The sequence below is a fragment of the Fuscovulum ytuae genome (assembly GCF_029953595.1).
Lineage (GTDB): Bacteria > Pseudomonadota > Alphaproteobacteria > Rhodobacterales > Rhodobacteraceae > Paragemmobacter > Paragemmobacter ytuae.
This window is the reverse complement of sequence record NZ_CP124535.1, coordinates 2,525,001-2,547,102: the sequence shown is the minus strand read 5'-3', so window position 1 is coordinate 2,547,102 and position 22,102 is coordinate 2,525,001. Positions and strand designations below refer to the sequence as shown.

At 63.0% G+C, this 22,102-nt stretch carries 24 protein-coding genes, 1 tRNA gene and 1 riboswitch (1 of these 26 running past the window's edge); of the genes, 14 read left to right on the top strand and 11 right to left on the bottom strand.

Translation table 11 applies throughout. The features are described from left to right. Window positions 1–363 precede the first annotated feature (363 nt). A riboswitch (TPP riboswitch) is annotated at window positions 364–461 on the top strand. 38 nt (window positions 462–499) lie between these two features. From thiB to QF092_RS12290, 3 genes are read left to right on the top strand one after another with little or no spacing between them, the layout of a single operon-like run. Continuing rightward, window positions 500–1,489, top strand: a complete 990-nt coding sequence (thiB, locus tag QF092_RS12300) for a thiamine ABC transporter substrate binding subunit (protein ID WP_281464191.1) — start codon at window positions 500–502, stop codon at window positions 1,487–1,489. Further along, window positions 1,465–3,024 carry an ABC transporter permease family protein gene (locus QF092_RS12295; protein ID WP_420026457.1) on the top strand — a complete coding sequence of 520 codons (1,560 nt, stop codon included), beginning with the start codon at window positions 1,465–1,467 and terminating at the stop codon, window positions 3,022–3,024. The genes thiB and QF092_RS12295 overlap by 25 nt, the downstream gene beginning before the upstream one ends. Further along, complete coding sequence (locus QF092_RS12290; RefSeq protein WP_281464189.1) at window positions 3,011–3,715, top strand: thiamine ABC transporter ATP-binding protein; 705 nt, start codon at window positions 3,011–3,013, stop codon at window positions 3,713–3,715. Before QF092_RS12295 ends, QF092_RS12290 begins: the two co-directional genes overlap by 14 nt. A 180-nt stretch (window positions 3,716–3,895) precedes the next feature. Here QF092_RS12290 and QF092_RS12285 read toward each other — a convergent pair whose 3' ends face one another. The 8 genes from QF092_RS12285 to QF092_RS12250 form a co-directional block, all read right to left on the bottom strand. Next, window positions 3,896–4,741 (bottom strand): cytochrome c1, encoded by an 846-nt coding sequence (locus tag QF092_RS12285; protein WP_281464188.1) that lies wholly within the window; start codon window positions 4,739–4,741, stop codon window positions 3,896–3,898. Window positions 4,742–4,758: 17 nt separating this feature from the next. Continuing rightward, window positions 4,759–6,096, bottom strand: a complete 1,338-nt coding sequence (gene petB, locus QF092_RS12280; RefSeq protein WP_281464187.1) for a cytochrome b — start codon at window positions 6,094–6,096, stop codon at window positions 4,759–4,761. Between the two features lie 12 nt (window positions 6,097–6,108). Next, window positions 6,109–6,669, bottom strand: a complete 561-nt coding sequence (gene petA, locus QF092_RS12275) for a ubiquinol-cytochrome c reductase iron-sulfur subunit (RefSeq protein ID WP_281464186.1) — start codon at window positions 6,667–6,669, stop codon at window positions 6,109–6,111. 240 nt (window positions 6,670–6,909) lie between these two features. Further along, window positions 6,910–7,545: a LysE family translocator gene (locus QF092_RS12270; protein WP_281464185.1), complete on the bottom strand. Its 636-nt coding sequence runs from the start codon at window positions 7,543–7,545 to the stop codon at window positions 6,910–6,912. Window position 7,546: 1 nt separating this feature from the next. Continuing rightward, complete coding sequence (locus QF092_RS12265; RefSeq protein WP_281464184.1) at window positions 7,547–8,164, bottom strand: glutathione S-transferase; 618 nt, start codon at window positions 8,162–8,164, stop codon at window positions 7,547–7,549. Between the two features lie 117 nt (window positions 8,165–8,281). Next, window positions 8,282–8,887: an FMN-binding negative transcriptional regulator gene (locus tag QF092_RS12260; protein ID WP_281464183.1), complete on the bottom strand. Its 606-nt coding sequence runs from the start codon at window positions 8,885–8,887 to the stop codon at window positions 8,282–8,284. Window positions 8,888–9,104: 217 nt separating this feature from the next. Next, the gene (ykgO, locus tag QF092_RS12255; RefSeq protein ID WP_023666132.1) at window positions 9,105–9,230 is read right to left on the bottom strand and encodes a type B 50S ribosomal protein L36; all 126 of its coding nucleotides are present in this window, start codon (window positions 9,228–9,230) and stop codon (window positions 9,105–9,107) included. A gap of 71 nt (window positions 9,231–9,301) precedes the next feature. After that, window positions 9,302–9,376, bottom strand: a tRNA-Val gene (locus QF092_RS12250). Window positions 9,377–9,513: 137 nt separating this feature from the next. Here QF092_RS12250 and QF092_RS12245 point away from each other — a divergent pair. Further along, a complete protein-coding gene (locus QF092_RS12245; RefSeq protein ID WP_281464182.1) occupies window positions 9,514–10,374 on the top strand; it encodes an N-formylglutamate amidohydrolase in 861 nt (286 codons plus the stop codon). Here the strand turns inward: QF092_RS12245 and QF092_RS12240 are convergent, their stop codons facing one another. Then, window positions 10,375–11,628 carry a DNA polymerase IV gene (locus tag QF092_RS12240; protein ID WP_281469950.1) on the bottom strand — a complete coding sequence of 418 codons (1,254 nt, stop codon included), beginning with the start codon at window positions 11,626–11,628 and terminating at the stop codon, window positions 10,375–10,377. 104 nt (window positions 11,629–11,732) lie between these two features. Between QF092_RS12240 and QF092_RS12235 the strand changes: the two genes are divergently transcribed. From QF092_RS12235 to QF092_RS12225, 3 genes are read left to right on the top strand one after another with little or no spacing between them, the layout of a single operon-like run. Further along, on the top strand, window positions 11,733–12,611 hold the full coding sequence (locus tag QF092_RS12235; RefSeq protein WP_281464181.1) for an SPFH domain-containing protein: 879 nt from the start codon (window positions 11,733–11,735) through the stop codon (window positions 12,609–12,611). Beyond that, on the top strand, window positions 12,611–12,883 hold the full coding sequence (locus tag QF092_RS12230) for an NfeD family protein (protein WP_281464180.1): 273 nt from the start codon (window positions 12,611–12,613) through the stop codon (window positions 12,881–12,883). The genes QF092_RS12235 and QF092_RS12230 overlap by 1 nt, the downstream gene beginning before the upstream one ends. Next, a complete protein-coding gene (locus QF092_RS12225) occupies window positions 12,873–13,307 on the top strand; it encodes an NUDIX hydrolase (RefSeq protein ID WP_281464179.1) in 435 nt (144 codons plus the stop codon). The genes QF092_RS12230 and QF092_RS12225 overlap by 11 nt, the downstream gene beginning before the upstream one ends. Here the strand turns inward: QF092_RS12225 and pyrF are convergent. Then, a complete protein-coding gene (gene pyrF, locus QF092_RS12220; protein WP_281464178.1) occupies window positions 13,282–13,977 on the bottom strand; it encodes an orotidine-5'-phosphate decarboxylase in 696 nt (231 codons plus the stop codon). The two genes, QF092_RS12225 and pyrF, sit on opposite strands and share 26 nt — an antisense overlap. Window positions 13,978–14,079: 102 nt before the next feature. Here pyrF and QF092_RS12215 point away from each other — a divergent pair, with 102 nt between their 5' ends. From QF092_RS12215 to clpB, 5 genes are all read left to right on the top strand, one after another. Continuing rightward, a complete protein-coding gene (locus tag QF092_RS12215) occupies window positions 14,080–14,973 on the top strand; it encodes an ROK family protein (RefSeq protein WP_281464177.1) in 894 nt (297 codons plus the stop codon). Then, window positions 14,966–15,697, top strand: coding sequence for a copper homeostasis protein CutC (locus QF092_RS12210; RefSeq protein ID WP_281464176.1), 732 nt, complete (start codon window positions 14,966–14,968; stop codon window positions 15,695–15,697). Before QF092_RS12215 ends, QF092_RS12210 begins: the two co-directional genes overlap by 8 nt. 4 nt (window positions 15,698–15,701) lie before the next feature. Beyond that, the gene (locus QF092_RS12205) at window positions 15,702–16,472 is read left to right on the top strand and encodes a hypothetical protein (RefSeq protein WP_281464175.1); all 771 of its coding nucleotides are present in this window, start codon (window positions 15,702–15,704) and stop codon (window positions 16,470–16,472) included. After that, on the top strand, window positions 16,469–17,293 hold the full coding sequence (locus QF092_RS12200; protein ID WP_281464174.1) for a TolB family protein: 825 nt from the start codon (window positions 16,469–16,471) through the stop codon (window positions 17,291–17,293). The genes QF092_RS12205 and QF092_RS12200 overlap by 4 nt, the downstream gene beginning before the upstream one ends. Window positions 17,294–17,498: 205 nt before the next feature. Continuing rightward, window positions 17,499–20,111, top strand: coding sequence for an ATP-dependent chaperone ClpB (clpB, locus tag QF092_RS12195; protein WP_281464173.1), 2,613 nt, complete (start codon window positions 17,499–17,501; stop codon window positions 20,109–20,111). 47 nt (window positions 20,112–20,158) lie between these two features. Here clpB and QF092_RS12190 read toward each other — a convergent pair whose 3' ends face one another. Next, window positions 20,159–20,644: a fasciclin domain-containing protein gene (locus QF092_RS12190; protein ID WP_281464172.1), complete on the bottom strand. Its 486-nt coding sequence runs from the start codon at window positions 20,642–20,644 to the stop codon at window positions 20,159–20,161. 289 nt (window positions 20,645–20,933) lie between these two features. On the opposite strand from QF092_RS12190, the gene msrP reads away from it, so the two are divergent. Together msrP and msrQ are read left to right on the top strand one after the other, a co-directional pair. Continuing rightward, entirely contained in the window at window positions 20,934–21,845 is a 912-nt protein-coding gene (gene msrP, locus QF092_RS12185; protein WP_281464171.1) for a protein-methionine-sulfoxide reductase catalytic subunit MsrP, read from the top strand. Further along, a protein-coding gene (gene msrQ / locus QF092_RS12180) for a protein-methionine-sulfoxide reductase heme-binding subunit MsrQ (protein WP_281464170.1) crosses the window boundary here: on the top strand, window positions 21,845–22,102 show its start. 351 nt of this gene lie beyond the right edge of the window; the window shows 258 of its 609 coding nt (coding positions 1–258); its start codon is at window positions 21,845–21,847; its stop codon lies beyond the right edge, outside the window. Before msrP ends, msrQ begins: the two co-directional genes overlap by 1 nt.

The following is a 22,102-nucleotide window of genomic DNA, read 5'->3' as shown; positions in this document are numbered from 1 at the left end:
ACCCGGTTGACAGGCCCGCGCCCCGCGGCATTTTTCCCAGCCTCCCAGCCTCCCAGCCTCCCAGCCTCCCAGCCTCCCAGCCTCCCAGCCTCCCAGCCTCCCAGCCTCCCAGCCTCCCAGCCTCCCAGTGTCCCCGACTCCGATCCATCCACGTTAACCTTAACGCCCCAGCATTAACCCTAATGACTGCCCGTTAACCTTAACGCCTGCCGATCACTCCCGACCCCGCCCCGTTAACCTTAACGCCCGGCTTCATCTTGGGAAAAATACTCCACGGGGGTCCGGGGGTGTGAAACCCCCGGTCCTCCCGCACCACAAGCGCCAACGATCCCCCTTGCACCCGCCTCGCCATCCCTTATCTTCCCCCCTACCTCGGGGTGCCCATAGGGCTGAGATGCGAAAGCGGACCCGTTGAACCTGAACCGGATCATACCGGCGGAGGGAAGGTGCATGGAATTCGATCTCCATCTCCGACCACCCGTCGCAAATGGAGAGAAATATGAAACCTTCCATACTTGCGCTGGGCCTTGCCACCGTTGCCACCGCAGCCACGGCACAAGACAAGCCCATCCTCACCGTCCTGACCTATGACAGCTTCACCGCCGAATGGGGCCCCGGACCGGCGGTCGAAATGGCGTTCGAGGCAACCTGTGCCTGCGACCTGCAATTCGTGGCCGCGGGCGATGGCGCAGCCCTTCTCGCCCGTATCCAGATGGAAGGCGCGGCCTCGGATGCCGATATCGTCCTCGGCCTTGATACGAACCTGACCGCAGCCGCCACCGCCACGGGCCTTTTCGCCCCGCATGGCCAGACCTGGGCCAACACCCTTCCCGTGCCTTTTGAAGATCCCAACTTCGTCCCCTTCGACTGGGGCTGGTTCGCCTTCGTCCATGACAAGGCGAAACTCCCCGAACCGCCAAAATCCTTTGAAGATCTCGCCGCCTCGGATGTGAAGATTCTGATTCAGGACCCCCGCTCTTCCACCCCCGGCCTCGGCCTTCTGATGTGGGTCAAGGCCGCCTATGGCGACCGTGCTGCCGAAATCTGGGCAGCGCTGGCCGATAATATCGTCACCGTCACCCCCGGCTGGTCCGAGGCTTATGGCCTTTTCTTGGAAGGTGAGGCTGACATGGTCCTCTCCTACACCACCTCTCCCGCCTATCACCTGATCGCGGAAGAGGATGATACGAAGGCCGCCGCCCCCTTCACTGAAGGCCATTACATGCAGGTCGAAGTGGCCGGAAAACTGGCCGCCACCGATCAACCCGAATTGGCCAATGCCTTCCTCGCCTTCATCGGATCCGAAGCCTTCCAATCGGTGATCCCCACCACGAACTGGATGTATCCCGCCGTGACACCAGCCGTAGGCCTGCCCGCCGGGTTCGAAACGCTGATCCAGCCCGAAACCTCCCTCCTCCTTTCCCCGGATGAGGCCGCCACCATCCGCGACGCGGCGCTGTCCGAATGGCAAGCCGCGCTCGCCCGCTAAGGCTCCCCATGGGGGCGGCGCTTGCCGCCGCCCTTCTTGGGGCCATGACGCTCGGCACCGTCGGTGCCGTGGCGATTCATGCAGGCGCGGCCCCCATTGGCCCCGCCGACTGGGCGGCGCTTCGCTTCACCCTTTTGCAAGCCTTCCTCTCGGCGCTCATCTCCACCGCCCTCGCAATCCCCGTGGCCCGTGCGCTGGCCCGTCGCCGCTTTCCCGGTCGCGGGGCGCTGATCACCTTGATGGGGGCGCCCTTCCTGCTTCCGGTTATCGTGGCGATCCTTGGCCTTCTTGCCATCTTCGGTCGGGGGGGCACGCTGAACCAACTCCTCACCACCGCAGGCCTGCCGCCGATCTCCCCCTATGGCCTGCACGGCGTCCTGCTGGCGCATGTCTTCCTCAACCTGCCCCTCGCCACCCGCATGATCCTGCAAGGCTGGCAGGCCATCCCGGCGGAACGGTTCCGTCTTGCCCGGTCCCTCGCCCTCACACCCATGGCCCAGTTCCGCCACCTGGAATTCCCCATGCTGCGCGCCACCCTGCCGGGGGCCTTTCTCACCATCTTCACTCTCTGCCTTGCCAGCTTTGCCACTGCCCTCATCCTCGGCGGCGGTCCCGCCGCCACGACGGTGGAATTGGCCATCTACCAAGCGCTCCGCTTCGACTTCGCCCCTGACCGCGCCGCCACCCTTGCCCTGCTCCAATTCGCCCTCACCACTGCCGCCCTTCTGGCGGGCTGGGCGCTGATCCGTGACACGGGCTTTGGCGCGGGCCTTGGCCGCCCCCCCGAACTTCCCGCCCCGAAAGGCTGGCGCCGCGCGCTGGATGCCGCCGCCATCACGCTGGCCGCCGCTTTCCTGATCCTGCCGCTTGCCGCGCTTGTGGCCCGCGGCCTGCCCGGCCTGACGAACCTTCCCCAAGGCCTGATCGGTGCGACCACCCGCTCTCTTGCCATAGCGCTGGCCTCCGCCGCGCTGGCCACCGCCGCCGCGCTGGCCCTTGCGCTGGCCACCGCCCGCCGCGCCATGGGCCATCGCCTTTTCGACGCCGCAGCCACCTTCCCCCTTGCCGCCTCGTCCCTCGTTATCGGCACCGGCCTCTTCCTGATGCTCCGCCCCTTTGCTGCGCCATCCGACCTTGCAATCCCGGTCACCATCGCCACCAACGCCACCCTCGCGCTGCCTTACAGCTATCGCCTCCTCTCCCCGCCCGCCCGCGCGCTGCTTGCCGATTATGGCAGGCTGACGGCGGCCCTCGCCCTGACCCCTGCCGCCAAGTTCCGCCTTGTCACCCTCCCGCAGCTCGCCCGCCCCTTGGGCTTTGGTGCGGGCATCACGGCGGCGCTCTCGATGGGCGATCTGGGCGTCATCACGCTTTTTGCCGGCCAGACGAATGCCACCCTACCGCTCTATATCCACAGCCTGATGGGCAGCTACCGGATGGAACAGGCGGCCGCCGCCTCCCTTCTTTTGCTGACGCTTTCCTTCACCCTCTTCGCCCTTTTCGACGGGATCGGTCGCCGCCATGCTCCTGCTTGACCACCTCACCCTCACGGCCCCCGACTTTCGCCTGATGGCCAACCTGACCATCTCGCAAGGCGCGCGGGTCGCGCTGATCGGCCCATCAGGCGCAGGGAAATCCACCCTCTTGAATGCCATCGCAGGCTTTGTCCCCCCGCAATCCGGCCGCATCCTCTGGCAGGGCCAGAGCATCACTGAAACAAATCCCGGTCAGCGCCCCGTCACGATCCTGTTTCAGGATCAGAACCTCTTTCCCCATCTGACGCTGGAACGGAACCTCGCGCTGGGCCTTGCCCCGGATGGGCGGCTGATCCCGGATATCCGGGACAAGGTTGCCAAGGCGCTCGACCGGACCGGGCTGCATGGTCTGGCCCAGCGCAAACCGGGCCAATTGTCGGGCGGTCAGCAGGGCAGGGCGGCCCTTGCCCGCGCGCTTTTGCGGGCGCGACCGCTTCTTTTGCTTGACGAACCCTTTGCCGCGCTTGGCCCCGCGCTGAAACGGGACATGCTCGCCTTAGTGGCCGAGGTCGCAGCAGAGACTGGGGCCACCGTCCTGATGGTCACCCATGATCCGCAGGATGCGAAAACCTTCGCCGATCAGACGATCCTTGTCGCCGACGGGCTGGCTCATCCGCCACAAGACACGGCCATGCTTTTCGCCACGCCCCCCAAGGCCCTCACCGCGTATCTGGGCCAGGGCGGTTCCTGACGCAGGAACCGCGGCGGAATTTGACGCAAATTCCGCTCAACAACCGATGCACAACGGCCCCAGTGCGATTTCTGCGCCAGAAATCGCCGCGGAATTTGCGTCAAATTCCGCCTCCCCAACGCGCCAAATAAAAAACCCCGCCCTTTCAGGCGGGGTTTTTTATTCACATCACCGGATGGCTCAGGCCGTCTTGCCCTTCACGCTCGCCCAGATCCGCTTGTTCGTCAGATACAGAAGCGAGGCAAGGATGATCAAGAAGATGACCGCCTTGAACCCGGCCTCACGACGATCCATCAGCTTCGGCTCAGCCGCCCACATCAGGAAGGCCGACACATCCTCTGCCATCTGGCTCACCGTTGCCGGGGTGCCGTCGGCATAGGTCACCTGATCATCTCCAAGCGGCTGCGGCATCGCGATCCAGCTGCCCGGAATGGTGGAAATCCCCTTCTCGTCTTTGCAGGAGTCAGGAATCGCACCCTTGTCGAAAGAGGTGTTGTAATAGAACCCGTCGATGCCATCGGGGGCGCATTCCGGGTTCTCTTCGTAATGTGTCAGGATGGAATACATGTATTCCGCCCCGCCCATGCCGTTGAACAGCTGGCTCATCCCGGTGCCATAGGGCCCCGAGAATCCGGCCCGCGCCTTGGTCATCAGCGACAGGTCCGGCGCGCCTTCCATCCCCGAAACCGGGAAGTGGTCCGTCGGCTTGCCTTCGCGATCTTCCCCCGTTTCCTTGTCGGTCACGGTGAACTGCGCCGCATAGGCGCGCACCTGATCTTCCGGCAGCTGCGGGCCACCGGGATCGGCCAGCGTGCGGATCGGCACGTATTTCAGCCCGTGGCAGGCCGAACAGACCTCGGTATAGACCTGCAACCCGCGTTGAAGCTGAAACTGGTCGAACTTCCCGAAGGGGCCTTCATGGGCGAAGTCCACATCGGTGATTTCTTTATGCCCGCCCGCCGCCAGCGCCACCCCGGAGGACAGCGCCAGAACGGCAGCGGTTGTGAGTGCGATCTTCCTGATCATCTTGCTCAGTTCCCTTCTCACTCGGCCGGTTGCGCCACGGCATTGCCGCCGGGCTTGCCGTAGTGGGCATTGAAGTCATCCTCGATGGTCGCCGGCTGCGGCAGCGGCTTCTCGATCACCCCCAGAAGCGGCAGGATCACAAGGAAGTAGGCGAACCAATAGGCCGACGCGATCAACGAGATGGTCGCATAGGGCTCTTCCGCAGGCATTGCACCGACCCACATCAGAACCATGAAGTCGACAACCAGCAGCGCGAACCACCACTTGAACATCGGGCGATAGCGGCCCGACCGGACGGACGAGGTATCCAGCCACGGCGCCAGCGCCATCACAGCGATGGCCCCGAACATCGCCAGCACGCCGAAGAACTTGGCGTCGACGATCCCGAAGGTGATCCATTCCGCCGCGATCACCACCCAGACATCGGCCGTAAAGGCGCGCAGGATGGCGTAGAAGGGCAGGAAGTACCATTCCGGCACGATATGCGCAGGCGTCGCAAGCGGGTTCGCCTCGATATAGTTGTCCGGGTGACCCAGATAGTTCGGCATGAAGCCCACGATGGCGAAGAACACCGCCAGAATGACCGCCAGCGCGAACAGGTCCTTGATCACGTAATAGGGCCAGAAGGGCACGGTATCCTTGGCCGCCTCTTCCTTCGACCCGCGGCGCACTTCCACCCCGGTCGGGTTATTGTTGCCCGTGGTGTGGAACGCCCAGATATGCACGGCCACAAGGCCCGCGATCACGAAGGGCAGCAGATAGTGCAGGCTGAAGAACCGGTTCAGCGTGGCATTATCCACCGCAGGCCCGCCCAGAAGCCAAGTCTGAATGCTCGGCCCGATGCCGGGGATGGCGCCAAACAGGCCGGTGATCACGGTCGCGCCCCAGAAGGACATCTGACCCCACGGCAACACATAGCCCATAAAGGCCGTGCCCATCATCAGCAGATAGATCAACATGCCCACGATCCAGGTGATCTCACGCGGGGCCTTGTAGGACCCGTAATAAAGACCGCGGAAGATGTGCAGATAAACCGCCACAAAGAACAGCGACGCGCCGTTCTGGTGCAGATAGCGGATCATATAGCCGCCATTCACATTGCGCATGATATGTTCGACCGACGCGAAGGCGTAATCGACATGCGGCGTGTAGTGCATCACCAGGATGATGCCCGTGATGATCTGCAACGCAAGGCAGAAGGTCAGGATGATCCCCCAGATCCACATCCAGTTCAGGTTCTTGGGTGTGGGGATCATGATCGTGTCATACAGAAGCCCCGCGATCGGCAGGCGCTTGTGCAGCCACTTCTCGCCAGAGCTCTTGGGCTCGTAATGGTCGTGCGGAATTCCGGCCATCTCTTGTGTTCCTTACCCGAGCTTGATCGTGGATTCGTCTTCGAAAGCCGCCACCGGCACCGGCAGGTTGCGCGGTGCAGGCCCTTTGCGGATGCGGCCCGCGGTATCGTAATGCGACCCGTGGCAGGGGCAGAACCAGCCGCCGAATTCACCGGCGCCATCGCCCAGCGGCACGCAGCCCAGATGGGTGCAGACCCCCATCATCACCAGCCACTCGCCCGCCTCGTCCAAGGTGCGGTTTTCGTCCGAGGCATCTGCCCCCGGCTTGTTCGCGTTGTCCGACAGCGGATCGACCAGATCGGTCAGCGGGACAGCGCGCCCTGCCTCGATCTCTTCCGGCGTGCGGCGACGGATGAAGACGGGCTTGCCCAGCCACTTCACCGTCAGCTGCGTCCCGACATCCACGCCCGACACGTCGACGAAAATCGACGACAGCGCCTGAACATCGGCGGAAGGGTTCATCTGGTTGATCAGCGGCCAGACAGCGGCGCCCGTGGCAACCGCACCGGCCCCTGCCGTCGCGTAGTACAGGAAATCCCGCCGGGTACCTGCGTTTTCGTCAGCGTGGGACACGAGATATTCTCCCTTTCACAGGCGCGGGGGGCTCCCGCGACCCATTGTCGATAGGGCCGCGGTCACCCGCAGCCTTGCCGGGCGGCTTTTAGACAAGGCGCGCCGGATCGTCCAGCGGACAAACGGGCGCAGACCCTGCCAAAGCCTGCGGAAAATTTCGCCCTGTGGCCGGACGGGCGCGCAAACCGCCCCGCACCGGCCAAAGGCCATGCGCAAAGGATGTAACGGCAGCGGTCCCGCTCAACCCCCTGCGACAAGTCGTAGCGCAAAGCCAGCGAACAGGAGGCCCGCCACCCCCTGCAACAGCCAGCCCGCGCGCAGATAGAACCGCAAGGCCGGCGCAGTTGAAAACAGAATCATGTAGATGCCGTGAATCGAAAACGACAGGACACAGGCCCCGGCGCAAAGGACCGCCATATCCCCCGCCTGCGCATCCGCCACCGGAAACATGCCCATCACCGCCAGCCAACTCGTCAGCGCCTTGGGGTTGACCGCAATCACCGCCAGGGCCCGCCGAAACCCTGTTGCAAATCCCGCACCGCGCCGCGCCTCCGGCACCGCCATGCCGCGCGCCCGATACCCCGCCAGCGCCGCCCGCAGATAGCGCCCCGCAAACAACAAAAGCAGCCCCACCGCCGCCCAGCGCAGCACCTCCGCCATCCACGGCGCAACCGCGATCACCGCCGCCAGACCCAGCAGCATCGACAGGCACCACAACCCGATGCCCAGACCCACCCCGCAGGCCGATCCAAGCCCGGCCCGCCGCCCCGATCCCATCGCCAGCGCGATCGTGTTCAAAACATTCGGCCCGGGCGAGGCGATATTGGCCGCCAGAAACAGCCACACCGTGACAAAGGCGCCGAAAGGCAAAGACATGTCAGACAGGCATCGTCGCCATCATCGAAGGCCGCGCGGCAAAGCGCGCATACCATTCCGCCAGCGCAGGCCGCCCCGTCCGCCAACCCCGCGCATCATGCCGAAAATCCAGATAACCCAGCGCGCAGGCCACCGCGATCTGCCCGGCATCCAAAGGCCCGTCCAGATGCGCCATCCAGCGCTGTTCCAGCGCATCCAACGACCGGTCCACCTTGGCCCATTGCCCCTCCACCCAAGGGGCAAAGCGCATCTCTTCCGGGCGCAGTCGCCCCTCGTAAACCATCAGCAGCGCGGCATCCAGAATGCCATCCCCTGTCGCCTCCACCACCAGCGTGTCCCAGCGACGCCCATCCGTCGGATAAAGCCCGGCCCCCGCGCCCGCCTTGGCCCGCGCATCCAGAAACTGGCAGATCACCCGGCTGTCATAAATGGCAGGCCCATCCCCCCGCTCCAACGCAGGCACCTTGCCAAGAGGATTGGCCTCCAGCGGCGCCGCACCGGGGTCAACCGGGCTTCCCGACCCCGTCACAAGTTCGACCTCGTCCAATTGCCCCGTCTCATGCAACAGGACCATCACCTTGCGAACATAAGGCGAGGTGGGCGAGAAAAAGAGACGCATGTCACAGGCTCCTTCGGCTTTGGCCAAACCCTAGGCCCGCCCCGCTTCCTGGAAAAGCGATTTCCACAGTGGAACCGCGCCCTTCCGCCGCCCCAACCTCCGGCCCATCCCGCTCCCTCAGTCCAGCGCCTGCATCAGGGCCGCGATCTGCGCCGCCATCCCGCCCTGCGCCTCCAGCGCCGCGATCACCCTCGCCCGCGCCTCCGGGCTCTTGTTCTGGTTCAACTTCCACGTCCCGTCGATCTCGGTGACCTCAAGGCGAAAGGGCAGGATACCCCGCATCATCCGGGCCATCACCCCCTCGCCCATCTTCTCCTTGGTCCATGGCCGCTTGCCCGCGATCCGCCCCTCGAACATGGCCGAAAGCGCGTCCACCTGCGGTTCAAGTTCCTCTGCCTCCATCGGATGCAGCACGCCGCGCAGATGCACCGCCACATAATTCCATGTCGGCACCTGATCCGGCACGCCATACCAGTCGGGCGAGATATACGCATCCGGCCCCTGTACAGCCAAAAGCGCAGGCGCAGGCAACCCTGTCCGCGCCATCGCATTGGACCGCGCCAGATGCACCTCCACCACATGCGGCCCTGCCATCACGAAAGGCACATGCGCGGCGAGTGGCCCCGCCGCGCCATTCACGCAAAGCATCCCAAAGCCCTTCGCCGTGGCAAAGCGCAGATTCTCCTCTTCAGGCTGGCCCCGAAAGGCGGGATTCGGATGCATGACAAGGCCCTCCAAACGATTCGCGTCGTTAAGGTTAACGCGCACCCCAGCGTGCGCTGCGTGCCCACAGAATGCTGCACAAAAGGCGGCACAAAACAGGGCACAACCGTTTTCGCCCGAAAGCCCCGATTAAGCCAGCGTTCTCAATGCCTTGGGCGCGACGAAAAACAAAAGGCCGCCCACCGGGCGGCCCTGTCCTCCGGTCTCCCGGAAAAAATCAGCCCTGACGAGCCTTGTACCGCTTCTGCGTCTTGTTGATCACATAGACGCGGCCTTTGCGGCGCACGACCTGGCAATCGCGATGACGCGTCTTGAGCGAGCGGAGCGAGTTCGCAACCTTCATCGTTCTTCTCCCATTCGCGGCGCGCAGCGCCTTGAAATCCTTGATGTTTCCCTTGTCAGGAAACGGCGAAATGGTGGGCGGTACTGGGATCGAACCAGTGGCCACTACGATGTCAACGTAGTGCTCTACCGCTGAGCTAACCGCCCACGCTCCTTCACTTATCCGCCCGTTCCCAAAACAAAAGGACGCGGGCGGGTCCGCGTCGGTCGTGGGGTCTATAAAAGGAGTCGCCCATAGGTTCAAGGGGTTTTGGCATCTGGAAAAACACGGCTATATCTGTGGGATGCAAAGCGACGCATACACCCTCCACCTTCCCCGCCGCCGGACCACCCCGGTGGTCTTTTCGTCGCCACATTCCGGCGCCGACTACCCGCAAAGCTTTGTTTCGCAAAGCCTTCTTGATCGCCACACGATCCGTTCGTCAGAGGATGCCTTTGTCGATCACTTGTTTTCCGCCGCCCCCCTGCACGGCGCGCCCCTCCTCGCCGCCCGCATCCCCCGCGCCTATATCGACCTCAATCGCGCTGCTGACGAACTCGACCCGGCGGTGATCGAAGGCATCGACCGCGCCCCCCACAACCCCCGCGTCTCTTCCGGGCTTGGCGTCATTCCCCGCGTCGTCGCGGGTGGCCGGGCCATCTATCGCGGCAAACTCCCGCGGGCCGAGGCGGAACGGCGCATCGCCTCTGTCTGGCACCCCTATCACACCGCGCTAAAAACTCTTTTAGATGAAAACCTTGCGCAGTTCGGTCAGGCGATCCTGATCGATTGCCACTCCATGCCGCATGAGGCGATTGAGGCACATTCCCGCCCCGGCTATCCGCGCCCCGATGTGGTTCTGGGCGACCGTTTTGGTGCCGCCGCCTCTCGTGATGTGGTCGAACGCATCGAACGCGCCTTCGCCGCCGCAGGCCTGCGCACCGCCCGCAACGCGCCCTTTGCAGGGGCGTATATCGCCCAAGCCTATGGTCGCCCCTCGCGCCAACAGCACGTGGTGCAGATCGAAATTGACCGCGCTCTCTACATGGATGAACAGCGCATCCAGCCACGGCCCGATTTCAAGGAATTTCAACGGCTTGTAACCCGTGTCATCGCTGATGTGACGGCCCCGCAGGCAGGCAATATGCCCCTTGCGGCGGAATGATCAGCGCAGGCTTCGGCCCTTGATGATCGCATCCTTGCCGAATCTCGCCCGTATCGCATCCGCTGCCCGCTCTGCCTTTGCCCTTTGCCCCGCGCCGGGGTCCAATAGGTCACCTGATCGATCCGCCTGATCGGCCTGCACCAGATCGGCAATCCCTACCCCGATCAGGCGAAACGGCCCTTTCGCCCCCGCCTGATCGAACAAGTCCCGCGCCGCGCGATAGATGCGATCCGCGATCTGCGTCGCATCGCCCAAGGCATGCCGCCGCGTAACCGTCTGAAAATCATCACGTTTCAGCTTCAATACCACCGTCCGCCCGGCAAGGTCCTTGGCCTTTGCCCGATCCGCCACCTGTTCTGCCAGCCGCCAGATATGCCCATCAAGGATATCTGGGTCCCCCGTATCTTCGTTGAAGGTCGTCTCCTTGCTGATGGATTTCGGCCTCTCATCCCGGCTGACACGCCGCTGATCCTGCCCCCGCGCCAGATAATAAAGCCGCTCCCCCATGCTCCCGAACCGCGCCACCAGATCGGCCCTGTCCCAACGCAGCAGGTCTGCGATCGTTCTTATACCCGCCGCCTCCAGCGCGGATTGCGTGGCCGTCCCCACCCCCCAGATGATCCGCACGGGTTTCGGCGTCAGAAAGGCTTGCGTCTCGGCCCGCCCGATCACCGAAAACCCCTTCGGCTTATCAAGGTCGGAGGCGATCTTTGCCAAAAACTTGTTATGACTCAAGCCGATAGATCCGGTCAGGCCCAACTCTGTCTCCATCCGGCGCACCAGCCGCGCCAGCATCACGGCAGGCGGCGCACCATGCAGCCGCGCCGTCCCTGACAGGTCCAGAAATGCCTCGTCCAGCGACAGGGGTTCGATATCCGGCGTCAGCGCCTCCATCATCGCCCTGATCTTGCGGCTTTCCTCGGCATAGACGGCCATGCGCGGCTTCACCACCACCGCGTCAGGGCACAGTTTCAACGCCTGAAACATCGGCATCGCCGAACGTACGCCAGAGATTCGCGCGATATAACAGCAGGTTGACACCACTCCCCGCGTCCCGCCCCCCACGATCAGGGCCTTGTCCCGCAAATCGGGATTGTCGCGCTTTTCCACGCTGGCATAGAAGGCATCGCAGTCCATATGCGCGATGGACAGGTCAAACAGTTCTGGATGCGCCAGAACCCGCGGGCTACGACAGGCCGGGCAGCGCGGGGCATCCTCAAAGGTCGTCAGACAGTCGCGGCACAGGGCTGGCATGGCCCTATTATGCGCCGCCCCTTTTCGCGCGTCCATGCCCGACCCTTGCACCCAACACGCCAAACCCCCATGATTCGCCCGTAGCATTTCAGGAGGTAGCGGGCATGGAGCCTGAACTTTTCGGCGGCAACGCGATCTTTCTTTCAATCGCGATCTTCATCATCCTCTGCATCTTCCTTGGCGTGCGGATCGTGCCGCAATCCGAAAAGCATGTGGTCGAACGCTTTGGCCGCCTCCGGTCGGTCCTCGGACCGGGGATCAACTTCGTCGTCCCCTTCCTTGATCGGGTGCCGCACAAGATTTCGATCCTTGAACGGCAACTTCCCAATGCCTCGCAGGACGCCATCACCGCCGATAACGTGCTGGTAAAGGTGGAAACTTCGGTCTTCTACCGCATCACCGAGCCGGAAAAGACGGTCTACCGCATCCGCGACGTGGATGCCGCCATTGCCACCACCGTGGCCGGGATCGTGCGGTCGGAAATCGGTAAGCTGGAACTCGATCAGGTCCAGTCGAACCGCGCGCAACTCATTGAAAGGGTGCGCGAACAGGTCCGCATGATGGTCGATGACTGGGGGGTAGAGGTGACGCGCGCCGAAATCCTTGACGTCAATCTCGACGATGCAACGCGTGCCGCCATGCTGCAACAGCTGAACGCCGAACGCGCCCGCCGCGCCCAAGTGACCGAGGCTGAAGGGAAAAAACGCGCGGTCGAACTTGCCGCCGATGCCGATCTTTACGCCGCCGAGCAGGCCGCCAAGGCCAAGCGCATCACCGCGGATGCCGAGGCCTATGCGACAGGCGTGATCGCCACCGCCATCACCGCCAATGGGCTTGAAGCTGCGCAATACCAAATCGCCATGAAACAGGTAGAGGCCTTGGCCCAAGTCGCTGTGGGCGAAGGCAAGCAAACGATCCTTTTGCCCGCGAACGCGCTTGAGGCATTCTCGGATGCGTTCAAACTGGTTCGGGGAAAATCCTGATGTGGTGGTCCATCTGGTGGGTCTGGATCGTCGCCGGTTTCTTGATCGGTGTGCTTGAGGTGCTGCTGCCCGGCTATATCTTTCTCGGCTTTGCCATCGGCGCGGTGGTGACGGGCATCTTACTTGGCCTTGATATCCTTGTCGGTGGTCCGGCCTTCCTGTTTCTGATCTTCGCGCTCTGCTCTCTCGTCGCTTGGGTTGCGCTTCGCCGCACGATGGGGGTGCGCGCCGGACAGGTGAAACGCTGGGACCGCGATATCAATGATAACTGAGTCAGGCTTTGTGGGGGCCAAGGCCGCGCTTTTCTGCGGTGACGCCCTCCTTGCCTGCCTGCGCGATGATCGCCCCGGCCTGCCATGGCCGGGCATGTGGGACCTGCCCGGAGGTGGCCGAGACGGTAATGAAACCGCTGAAACCTGCCTCCTGCGCGAACTCCAAGAAGAATTCGGCCTACGCCTTCCCGCCACCCGTCTGATTTTTCGTGCCGTCTTTCCCGGTCTGGTCGATCCGGCACGTCCCGCCGTCTTCTTCGCCGGTCACATCACACAGGCAGAGGTTGCGGCGGTTCGCTTCGGGGCAGAAGGGCAGGGCTGGGCCTTGATGCTGATCGACGATTTCCTGAACCATCCCAAGGCGATACCCGGCCTTAAGGCGCGTGTCCGCCGCGCCCTTACCGCGCTGGCAATTCCGCAATGACAGCCCGCGCCGCCGCCGCCGGGTCTGCGGCTTGCCAGATCGGACGCCCCACCACGATGTGATCTGCCCCATCCCCGATGGCCTGCGCCGGGGTGGCGATCCGCTTCTGATCCCCTGCCGCCGCGCCTGCGGGCCGAACCCCCGGTGTCACGATCAGCTTGCCCTTGGCCTGCGGCAGTGCCCGGATCATCGCGGCCTCTTGCGGGCTGGCGATCACACCATCCGCCCCGGCCTCTAACGCCCGTGCCGCCCGTTCCAGTGTGATATCATGGATATCACCCGCCTTGATCAGATTGGCATCCAGATCGGCCCGATCCAGCGATGTCAGCACCGTCACCGCCATGATCTTCAACCCGCTGCCGCCCTTGCCTTCCGCTGCCGCCCGCACCACCTGCGGGTCGCCATGCACGGTCAGCAGGTCCAGATCGTATCGCGCGATCCCCCGCACCGCCGCTTCGATCGTGGCGCCGATATCGAACAGCTTCAGGTCCAGAAAGACCCGCTTGCCCATCTCGCCCTTGATCTCATTGGCCAGCGCCAGCCCGCCACCCGTCAGCATACCAAGCCCGATCTTGTAGAAATTCGCCGCCGCGCCGATGCGCGAGACAAGGTCCAACCCCTGCACCACATTCGGCACATCCAGCGCCACGATCAGACGGTCGTCAGACATCCGCATTCCCCCGATGAAAGCCCGCGCCAGATGATCCGCACAGGCGGGGCTGTCAAGCCGCGCGAAGCCCGTTAATCTAGCCGAAAACTGCAGGGATGGCGCATGATCCTCTGTTTCGATATCGGCGGCAGCCGCATCAAGGCCGCCTCCTCTACGGGCGGCACCCTCACGCCGCTGGGCGACACGCCCACTCCGACAGGGGATTTCACGGCCTTCATCGCCGCCATCGCCCGCTTTGCCCAAGGGCTGCATCCCAAGGCAATCGCCATTTCCATTGCAGGCGTCGTTGACCCCGAAACGCAATGCCTGCGCGTTGCCAACATCCCCTGCGCCGATGGCCGCCAATTGGGGCCAGAGCTTGAGGCGCATCTGAACCTCCCCGTCCTCATTCTCAACGACGCAGATTGCTTTGCGATGGCCGAGGCGACGCAGGGTGCAGGACAGGGCCACCGCACCGTCTTTGGCGTCATCCTTGGCACCGGCGTAGGCGGCGGGCTGGTGATCGACGGCAAGCCCATCTCTGGCCCCGGTGGATTTGCTGGGGAATGGGGCCACGGCCCCGTCGCGCGGACACAGGTCGAAGGCGTCACCCTGCCCGAATATCCTTGCGGCTGCGGGCTGACGGGCTGCCTTGATGCCGTCTGTTCGGCGCGCGGCATCGAACGGCTGCACCAGACCCTGCACCAAGCCGCGCTTTCCTCTGAAACCATCCTGCAAAGCTGGCTTTCAGGCGAACCACAGGCGGCGCAAACGGTGGATATCTGGCGTGCCATACTCGCCCCGCCGCTTGCCATGATTCTGAACACGGTCGGCGCTTCCATCGTTCCCGTGGGCGGTGGCCTCTCCAACGTGCCTGCCCTCATTGCGCATCTCGACCAAGCTGTCCGCGCCATGATCCTGCGCCGCGCGGATGCGCCCATCGTCACTCCTGCCCTATGCCGCATCGAACCCGGCCTGATCGGGGCTGCCGCCGCCGCCGAGGTGGCCTTTGCCTGACATCCTGCTTGAGGTTTGCGTCGAAGATGCCACCGGCCTTGCCGCCGCGATCCGGGGCGGGGCAGGGCGGGCAGAGCTTTGCTCGGCCCTCGCCCTTGGCGGCTTGACCCCATCCCCCGGTCTGATGGCCGAGGCGGCACGTGCACCGATCCCAGCGTTGGCCATGATCCGCCCCCGCGCGGGCGGTTTCGTCTGGTCTGCCGAAGACCTGCGCCAGATGAAGGCCGATATCGCCGCCGCCCGTGCTGCAGGCCTTGCAGGCGTCGTCCTTGGGGCCTCGCGCCCCGATGGTCGGCTGGATGAATGGATGCTGTCCACCCTTCTGGCCGAGGCGGAAGGGATGGACACCACCCTTCACCGCTGCTTTGACCTTACGCCTGACAAAGCGCGGGCGCTGGAAACGGCCATCGCCTTGGGCTTCCGCCGCATCCTTACCTCGGGCGGCGCCCTCTCCGCCCCGGAAGGTGCCGCGACCCTTGCCCGTCTCATGGATCAGGCGGCGGGGCGCATTCTGATTATGCCCGGAGCGGGCATCCGGCCCGAAACGCTGCCCGCCCTTTCGCATCTGCCCTTGCGTGAAATCCACGCCTCCTGTTCCATGCCGGAACCCGAAGCCGCCACCATCGCCGCCTTTGGCTTCGGCCCGCCCGAACGGCACGTCACCTCTGAAACGCAGGTGCGTGCCCTCTTCGCGGCCCTGACGACACAGTATCAGAAAAGGTAGACCCGTGCAGATCACCGTGACCTATGACCGCCCCCAAGACGGTCCCCGCTCAGGCCCCGTGCAGGTGGGCTGGTTCCTGTCCTCTGATAAGGGCGCGGTGCTGTATGAGCCGCCCGAACGTCTGGTCTCCCGACAGGTCAACCGCCAGCACGCCAAAAGCGCCAGCCGCTGCCCCGCCGTCATCCAGATGGAAAGCCGCTATTTCGTTGTCAAATGCCCCTTTGACCTTCAGATCGGCTTTGCCCGCGATGACAAGGGCAAGGCCGTGCTGGTCAACCGTGCAGGCAGCGCCTCTCCCATCCGGTCAAACAAACTGAACGAGGTGCTTACCCTCGTGGCTGAGGCAGAGTGGCGCTACCCCGACCGCCCCACGATCCAACTGCAATTGCCCTACACTTTCATCGCGGATGAACCCGTCTGGATGACGCAGGTGGGCACCTTCGCCCATTACCGCAAGGATCCGCTTCCCGGCACAATCTTTGGTGGCCGCTTCCAGTTGAACCTCTGGCCACGACCCATCATGTGGGCCTTCGAATGGCACGAACCGGAAAAGGACATCATCCTGAAACGGGGCGAACCCCTGTTCTATTGCCAGTTCGAACATGAAGGCCCCGACAGGCCCGTCCAGATGATCGAGGCCGACAAAACCCCCGAACTCACCGCTTATATGGAACAGATTTCCGGCGTGGTGAATTACGTCAACCAAACCTTCAGCCTGATGCGCGACGCTGAACGGCTGCGCCCGGCCAAGCTTCTCAAGGCCAAGGAAAGGTGAGATCGCACCTCACTCTCTGGACCCTCGCCGATGGGCTTTCCCGCACCATCCTGACTGTCGAACACCGGATCGAGGCCCCCAATTGGGACCCGTCCGGTGATACGCTGCTGGTCAATGGCGGCGGCAGGCTGTTTCGCGTGCCGCTTGCAGATCCTCGTCTGATCCCAGTCGATACGGGCTTTGCTGACCGCTGCAACAATGATCATGGTATCAGCCCGGATGGCAGGACCATTGTTCTCTCCCACCATCGCGGTGCGGGGTCTGAGATTTTCTTGATGCCCGCATCTGGCGGCACCCCCCGTCTTATCAGCCCCGCTGCACCCAGTTGGTGGCACGGCTGGTCGTCCGATGGCAAATCACTTGCCTATGTCGCTGCTCGCGGCGGCAGCAGGGTCATCGATGTTTATACCCTGCCTGTCGAAGGCGGCATCGAAACCCGCCTTACCCATGGCGAAGGCCATTCCGATGGACCGGATTACAGCCACGACGGCAGGCTGATCTATTGGAACTGCGACCGCGACGGTCACGCGCAGATTTGGGTCATGGCCGCCAATGGAAAGGATCAGCGCAGGCTTTTCGCCGATGATCACGTCAACTGGTTCCCCCATCCGTCGCCCTGCGGCAAGCACCTGCTCTATCTTGCCTACCCTCCGGGAACCGAAGGACATCCCGCCGACCTTCCCATTGCCCTTGTTCTGTGCCGCCCCGATGGCAGCGACCGTCGCCGCATTCTTGAATTCACAGGCGGTCAGGGCACGATGAACGTCCCAAACTGGGCCCCTGACGGCCATGCCTTTGCGTTCATCCGCTACGAAGCTTAGGGGCTGCCGCCCCCGCCGCCCGTTCCGGGCGTCTCCGCTGCGCGTACTTGGGCCAATATGAAGCCGGCTTTCAGGAAAAGTTGCCGCAGCCCGGCGTTGCAATCTTGCATCAGGCAGGGCTGCGTCCCATCTTTCTGTCAAGGCCGGGGCGGGCGTGCCTTTTCAGGGCGTTCGCAGGACGGTGCTATGAAAAGGAGAAATGCCGATGAACCTTGAAAAGTTCACGGAACGCTCGCGCGGGTTCCTTCAGGCCGCGCAGACGATTGCGATGCGGGAAAGCCACCAGCGGCTTGCGCCCGAACATCTTCTAAAGGCGATCATGGATGACGATCAGGGGTTGGCGTCCAACCTCATTCGCCGCGCCGGGGGGGAACCCGCCCGCGTGGCCGAAGCCGTCAATCTGGCGCTGTCCAAGCTGCCAAAGGTTTCGGGCGATGCGCAGCCCTTCACCGATCCGGGCCTTGTGAAGGTTCTGGATGAGGCTGAGAAACTGGCCAAGAAAGCGGGTGACAGCTTTGTTCCCGTCGAACGCATCCTTATGGCGCTGGCCATGGTTCCCGGCGGCGCCAAGCAGGCACTGGATGCCGGGGCAGTCACGGCACAGAAACTCAACGCTGCGATCAACGACATCCGCAAGGGTCGCACCGCCGACACGGCATCCGCCGAAGAAGGCTATGACGCGTTGAAGAAGTATGCCCGCGACCTGACCGAGGCGGCAGAACAAGGCAAGATCGACCCGATCATCGGCCGGGATGAAGAGATTCGCCGCGCCATGCAGGTTCTGTCGCGCCGCACCAAGAACAACCCCGTCCTCATCGGTGAACCTGGCGTTGGCAAGACCGCCATCGCCGAAGGCCTTGCCCTGCGCATCGTGAACGGCGACGTGCCCGAATCCCTGCGCAACAAGAAACTGATGGCACTGGACATGGGCGCCCTTATCGCAGGGGCCAAGTATCGTGGCGAGTTTGAGGAGCGGCTGAAAGCCATCCTGAACGAGGTGACCTCTGCCAATGGTGAGATCATCCTTTTCATCGACGAAATGCACACCCTCGTGGGCGCGGGCAAATCCGACGGCGCGATGGATGCCGCGAACCTGATCAAACCCGCTCTTGCCCGGGGCGAATTGCATTGCGTCGGCGCGACTACGCTGGATGAATACCGCAAATATGTGGAAAAGGACGCAGCCCTTGCCCGCCGTTTCCAGCCCGTGATGGTGAACGAACCCACGGTGGAAGACACGATCTCTATCCTGCGGGGGATCAAGGAGAAATACGAACTTCATCACGGTGTCCGCATCAGCGACTCGGCGCTTGTGGCGGCGGCGACCCTGTCGCATCGCTACATCACCGACCGCTTCCTTCCCGACAAGGCGATCGACCTTGTGGATGAGGCCGCTTCGCGCCTGCGGATGGAAGTGGACAGCAAGCCCGAAGAGCTTGACGCCCTTGACCGTCAGATCCTGCAATTCCAGATCGAATCCGAGGCGCTGAAAAAGGAAGACGACGCCGCCTCGCGCGACCGTCTGGAAAAGCTGGAGAAGGAGCTTTCGGATCTGCAACAGCAATCCGCCGCGATGACCGCCAAATGGCAGGCGGAACGTGACAACCTTGAACAGGCGCGTGAGTTGAAGGAACAACTCGACCGCGCCCGTGCCGAACTGGAGCAGGCCAAGCGCGAAGGTGATTTCGCCAAGGCAGGCGAACTCCAATACGGGCGCATTCCGGGGCTGGAAAAATCGCTGGCAGAAGCCGAAGCCCGCGAAGGTGAGGCCTTGGTCAGTGAAGCCGTGCGCCCCGAACAGATCGCCGAGGTTGTCGAACGCTGGACCGGCATCCCCACCAGCAAGATGCTGGAAGGCGAAAAGGAAAAACTCCTAAGGATGGAGGAAGAGCTTGGCCGCCGTGTCATTGGACAGCTTCAGGCAGTGGAAGCGGTGTCGAAAGCCGTCCGCCGCGCCCGCGCGGGCCTGAATGACGAAGGTCGCCCGCTGGGGTCGTTCCTCTTCCTCGGCCCCACCGGGGTGGGCAAGACGGAATTGACCAAGGCGCTGGCCGAATACCTTTTTGACGATGAAACCGCGATGGTGCGCATCGACATGTCCGAATTCATGGAGAAACACGCCGTGGCCCGCCTGATCGGCGCGCCCCCCGGCTATGTCGGCTATGATGAAGGCGGCGTGTTGACCGAGGCAGTTCGCCGCAAGCCCTATCAGGTTGTCCTGTTTGACGAGGTGGAAAAGGCCCATCCCGACGTGTTCAACGTTCTTCTTCAGGTGCTGGACGATGGCATCCTGACCGATGGTCAGGGCCGCACGGTGGATTTCAAGCAGACGATCATCGTTCTGACCTCGAACCTTGGGTCGCAGGCGCTGTCACTCTTGCCCGACGGGTCGGATGCGGCGATGGCCAAGCGTGAGGTGATGGAAGCGGTGCGTGCTCATTTCCGCCCCGAATTCCTGAACCGTCTGGATGAGACGATCATCTTTGACCGCCTTGGTCGCGCCGATATGACCGGCATCGTCGAAATTCAGCTTCGGCGTCTGGAAAAGCGTCTTGCACAGCGCAAGATCACGCTCGACCTTGCCGCTGATGCCAAGGCATGGCTGGCCGAGGAAGGCTATGATCCCGTCTATGGTGCGCGCCCCCTTAAACGGGTGATCCAGCGTCAGTTGCAGGACCCGCTGGCCGAGATGCTGCTTGCTGGCGATATCCTTGATGGGTGTACCGTTCACGTGACGGCGGGTGCCGAAGGCCTGATCGTTGGGGATCGGGTCATCGCATCGAACCGCGAAAGGCCGTCTCAGGCAGTCGTTCACTGAAGACAGGGGGCGCAGCGCTGCTGCGCCCCCTTTGATTCTGTTAAAAATCAGCCCTCGGGCGGAAGGATGACCGCGTCGATGACGTGGATCACGCCATTCGTAGCCTCGATATCGGCGGTCGAGATGGTCGCGCCATTGACCTTCGCGCCACCCTCCAGCGTGATGGTCACATTTGCGCCCTGCACCGTTGCAGCCGTCAGGCCTTCGGACAGATCGGTCGACATCACTTTGCCCGGAACCACGTGATAGGTCAGGATTGCGGTCAGCTTGTCCTTGTTTTCGGGCTTCAGCAGGTCTTCCACCGTGCCGGCCGGAAGCGCGGCAAAGGCGGCATCCGTCGGCGCAAAGACGGTGAACGGCCCCTCACCCTTCAGGGTATCGACAAGGCCGGCCGCCTCAACGGCCGCGACCAGCGTGGTAAAGCTGCCCGCGCCCACGGCGGTGTCGACGATGTCCTTCGAATGATTGTCTGCAAAAGCCGGGGCCGAAAGGGCCATAGCGGTGGTCAGGGCAAGAAATGTTCTGCGGATCATTGGCGTCACTCCCATTTGATCTGTCGCCAGAATTGGCCTCCCTCATATGGGGTTCGAATGCGATTGGATGACGCTGACAGATGCGTTACGCCGCCTTGCCGAAAACCGCTCCACGCCTAAGCCGCGCCCTGTTTCGCCTTCCAGTCAAAAACCTGTGACGCGGATTTACCATTCGTGACTGAAACACTTTGCCCTTTGCACACGTAAAGCCAAGGTGAAGGGCACACCCGTTGTCTTTTGCGTCAAGTGGCGCACACTCCATGGCAGATGCCGCGAAGGAGATTGGACTATGAAAAGAACCGCCCCCGGCTGGTCGGATGTTACGCCGCAACATCTCTGGCTCAACCGCCGCGCCCTGATCGCAGGGGCAGGTGCTGCCCTTGTCGCTGCCCCTGCTGCGGCGAAGCTGACCTATTCGCCTAGCCGCTATTCCACCGCCGAAGCGCCCAACAGCTTTGAAGACATCACCAGCTACAACAACTTCTACGAATTCGGCACCGGCAAAGAAGACCCCGCCCGCAACGCAGGCAGCCTGACCACCGATCCGTGGTCCATCGTCATCGACGGCATGGTCGACAAGCCCGGCACCTATGACCTTGCCGATGTCCTCAAGGGTCAGCCACTTGAAGAACGCATCTACCGCTTTCGCTGTGTCGAGGCATGGTCGATGATCGTCCCGTGGATCGGCTTCGAACTTTCCGGTCTGCTCAAGCGCGTCGGCGTTCAGCCGGGCGCGAAATATGTCGCCTTCGAAACCCTCGTCCGACCCGAGGAGATGCCGGGCCAACGGTCCCCAATCCTCGATTGGCCCTACCGCGAAGGCCTGCGTCTGGATGAGGCGATGCATCCTCTGACAATTCTCGCCACCGGTCTTTACGGGGAAGAGATGCCGAACCAGAACGGCGCACCGATCCGTCTGGTCGTTCCGTGGAAATACGGCTTCAAATCGATCAAGAGCATCGTTCGCATCAGCCTTGTCGATAAACAGCCACTTGCGACTTGGAATATGCTGCAACCTTCCGAATACGGGTTCTACTCCAATGTGAATCCGACAGTGGATCACCCGCGCTGGTCGCAGGCCACGGAACGCCGCATCGGCGCAGGCCTTTTCGCCGGACGACAGGACACGCTCATGTTCAACGGCTATGAGTCCGAGGTTGCCTCCCTCTATGCCGACATGGATCTGACGAAGTTCTACTGATGGACCAGATCAACAGCCTTGCCCGCCGGGTTCCGGTGAATGCCGTCTATCTCGCGGGCATCCTGCCGTTTCTCTGGATCGTCTGGCTTGCCATCAGCAATGGCCTTGGCCCCGACCCGGTAAAAGAGATTGAACTTCGGCTGGGCGAACTGGGCCTGCAACTTCTTGTGGCAGGCCTTCTGGTCACACCTCTGCGCTGGGTTGGTCTGAATCTGATCCGCTTTCGTCGTGCGATCGGATTGCTCGCCTTCTTCTAT

Bases quoted from the DNA above. Each gene is read 5' to 3' on its own strand.
- QF092_RS12260 (WP_281464183.1), bottom strand. From the start codon at position 8,887: ATGCATCCGAATCCCGCCTTTCGGGGCCAGCCTGAAGAGGAGAATCTG.
- clpB (WP_281464173.1), top strand. From the start codon at position 17,499: ATGAACCTTGAAAAGTTCACGGAACGCTCGCGCGGGTTCCTTCAGGCC.
- QF092_RS12190 (WP_281464172.1), bottom strand. From the start codon at position 20,644: ATGATCCGCAGAACATTTCTTGCCCTGACCACCGCTATGGCCCTTTCG.
- petB (WP_281464187.1), bottom strand. From the start codon at position 6,096: ATGGCCGGAATTCCGCACGACCATTACGAGCCCAAGAGCTCTGGCGAG.
- QF092_RS12225 (WP_281464179.1), top strand. From the start codon at position 12,873: ATGATAACTGAGTCAGGCTTTGTGGGGGCCAAGGCCGCGCTTTTCTGC.
- QF092_RS12290 (WP_281464189.1), top strand. From the start codon at position 3,011: ATGCTCCTGCTTGACCACCTCACCCTCACGGCCCCCGACTTTCGCCTG.
- pyrF (WP_281464178.1), bottom strand. From the start codon at position 13,977: ATGTCTGACGACCGTCTGATCGTGGCGCTGGATGTGCCGAATGTGGTG.
- ykgO (WP_023666132.1), bottom strand. From the start codon at position 9,230: ATGAAGGTTGCGAACTCGCTCCGCTCGCTCAAGACGCGTCATCGCGAT.
- QF092_RS12245 (WP_281464182.1), top strand. From the start codon at position 9,514: ATGCAAAGCGACGCATACACCCTCCACCTTCCCCGCCGCCGGACCACC.
- QF092_RS12270 (WP_281464185.1), bottom strand. From the start codon at position 7,545: ATGTCTTTGCCTTTCGGCGCCTTTGTCACGGTGTGGCTGTTTCTGGCG.
- QF092_RS12215 (WP_281464177.1), top strand. From the start codon at position 14,080: ATGATCCTCTGTTTCGATATCGGCGGCAGCCGCATCAAGGCCGCCTCC.
- QF092_RS12295 (WP_420026457.1), top strand. From the start codon at position 1,465: ATGGCAAGCCGCGCTCGCCCGCTAAGGCTCCCCATGGGGGCGGCGCTT.
- QF092_RS12265 (WP_281464184.1), bottom strand. From the start codon at position 8,164: ATGCGTCTCTTTTTCTCGCCCACCTCGCCTTATGTTCGCAAGGTGATG.
- msrP (WP_281464171.1), top strand. From the start codon at position 20,934: ATGAAAAGAACCGCCCCCGGCTGGTCGGATGTTACGCCGCAACATCTC.
- thiB (WP_281464191.1), top strand. From the start codon at position 500: ATGAAACCTTCCATACTTGCGCTGGGCCTTGCCACCGTTGCCACCGCA.
- QF092_RS12285 (WP_281464188.1), bottom strand. From the start codon at position 4,741: ATGATCAGGAAGATCGCACTCACAACCGCTGCCGTTCTGGCGCTGTCC.
- QF092_RS12240 (WP_281469950.1), bottom strand. From the start codon at position 11,628: ATGCCAGCCCTGTGCCGCGACTGTCTGACGACCTTTGAGGATGCCCCG.
- QF092_RS12235 (WP_281464181.1), top strand. From the start codon at position 11,733: ATGGAGCCTGAACTTTTCGGCGGCAACGCGATCTTTCTTTCAATCGCG.
- QF092_RS12230 (WP_281464180.1), top strand. From the start codon at position 12,611: ATGTGGTGGTCCATCTGGTGGGTCTGGATCGTCGCCGGTTTCTTGATC.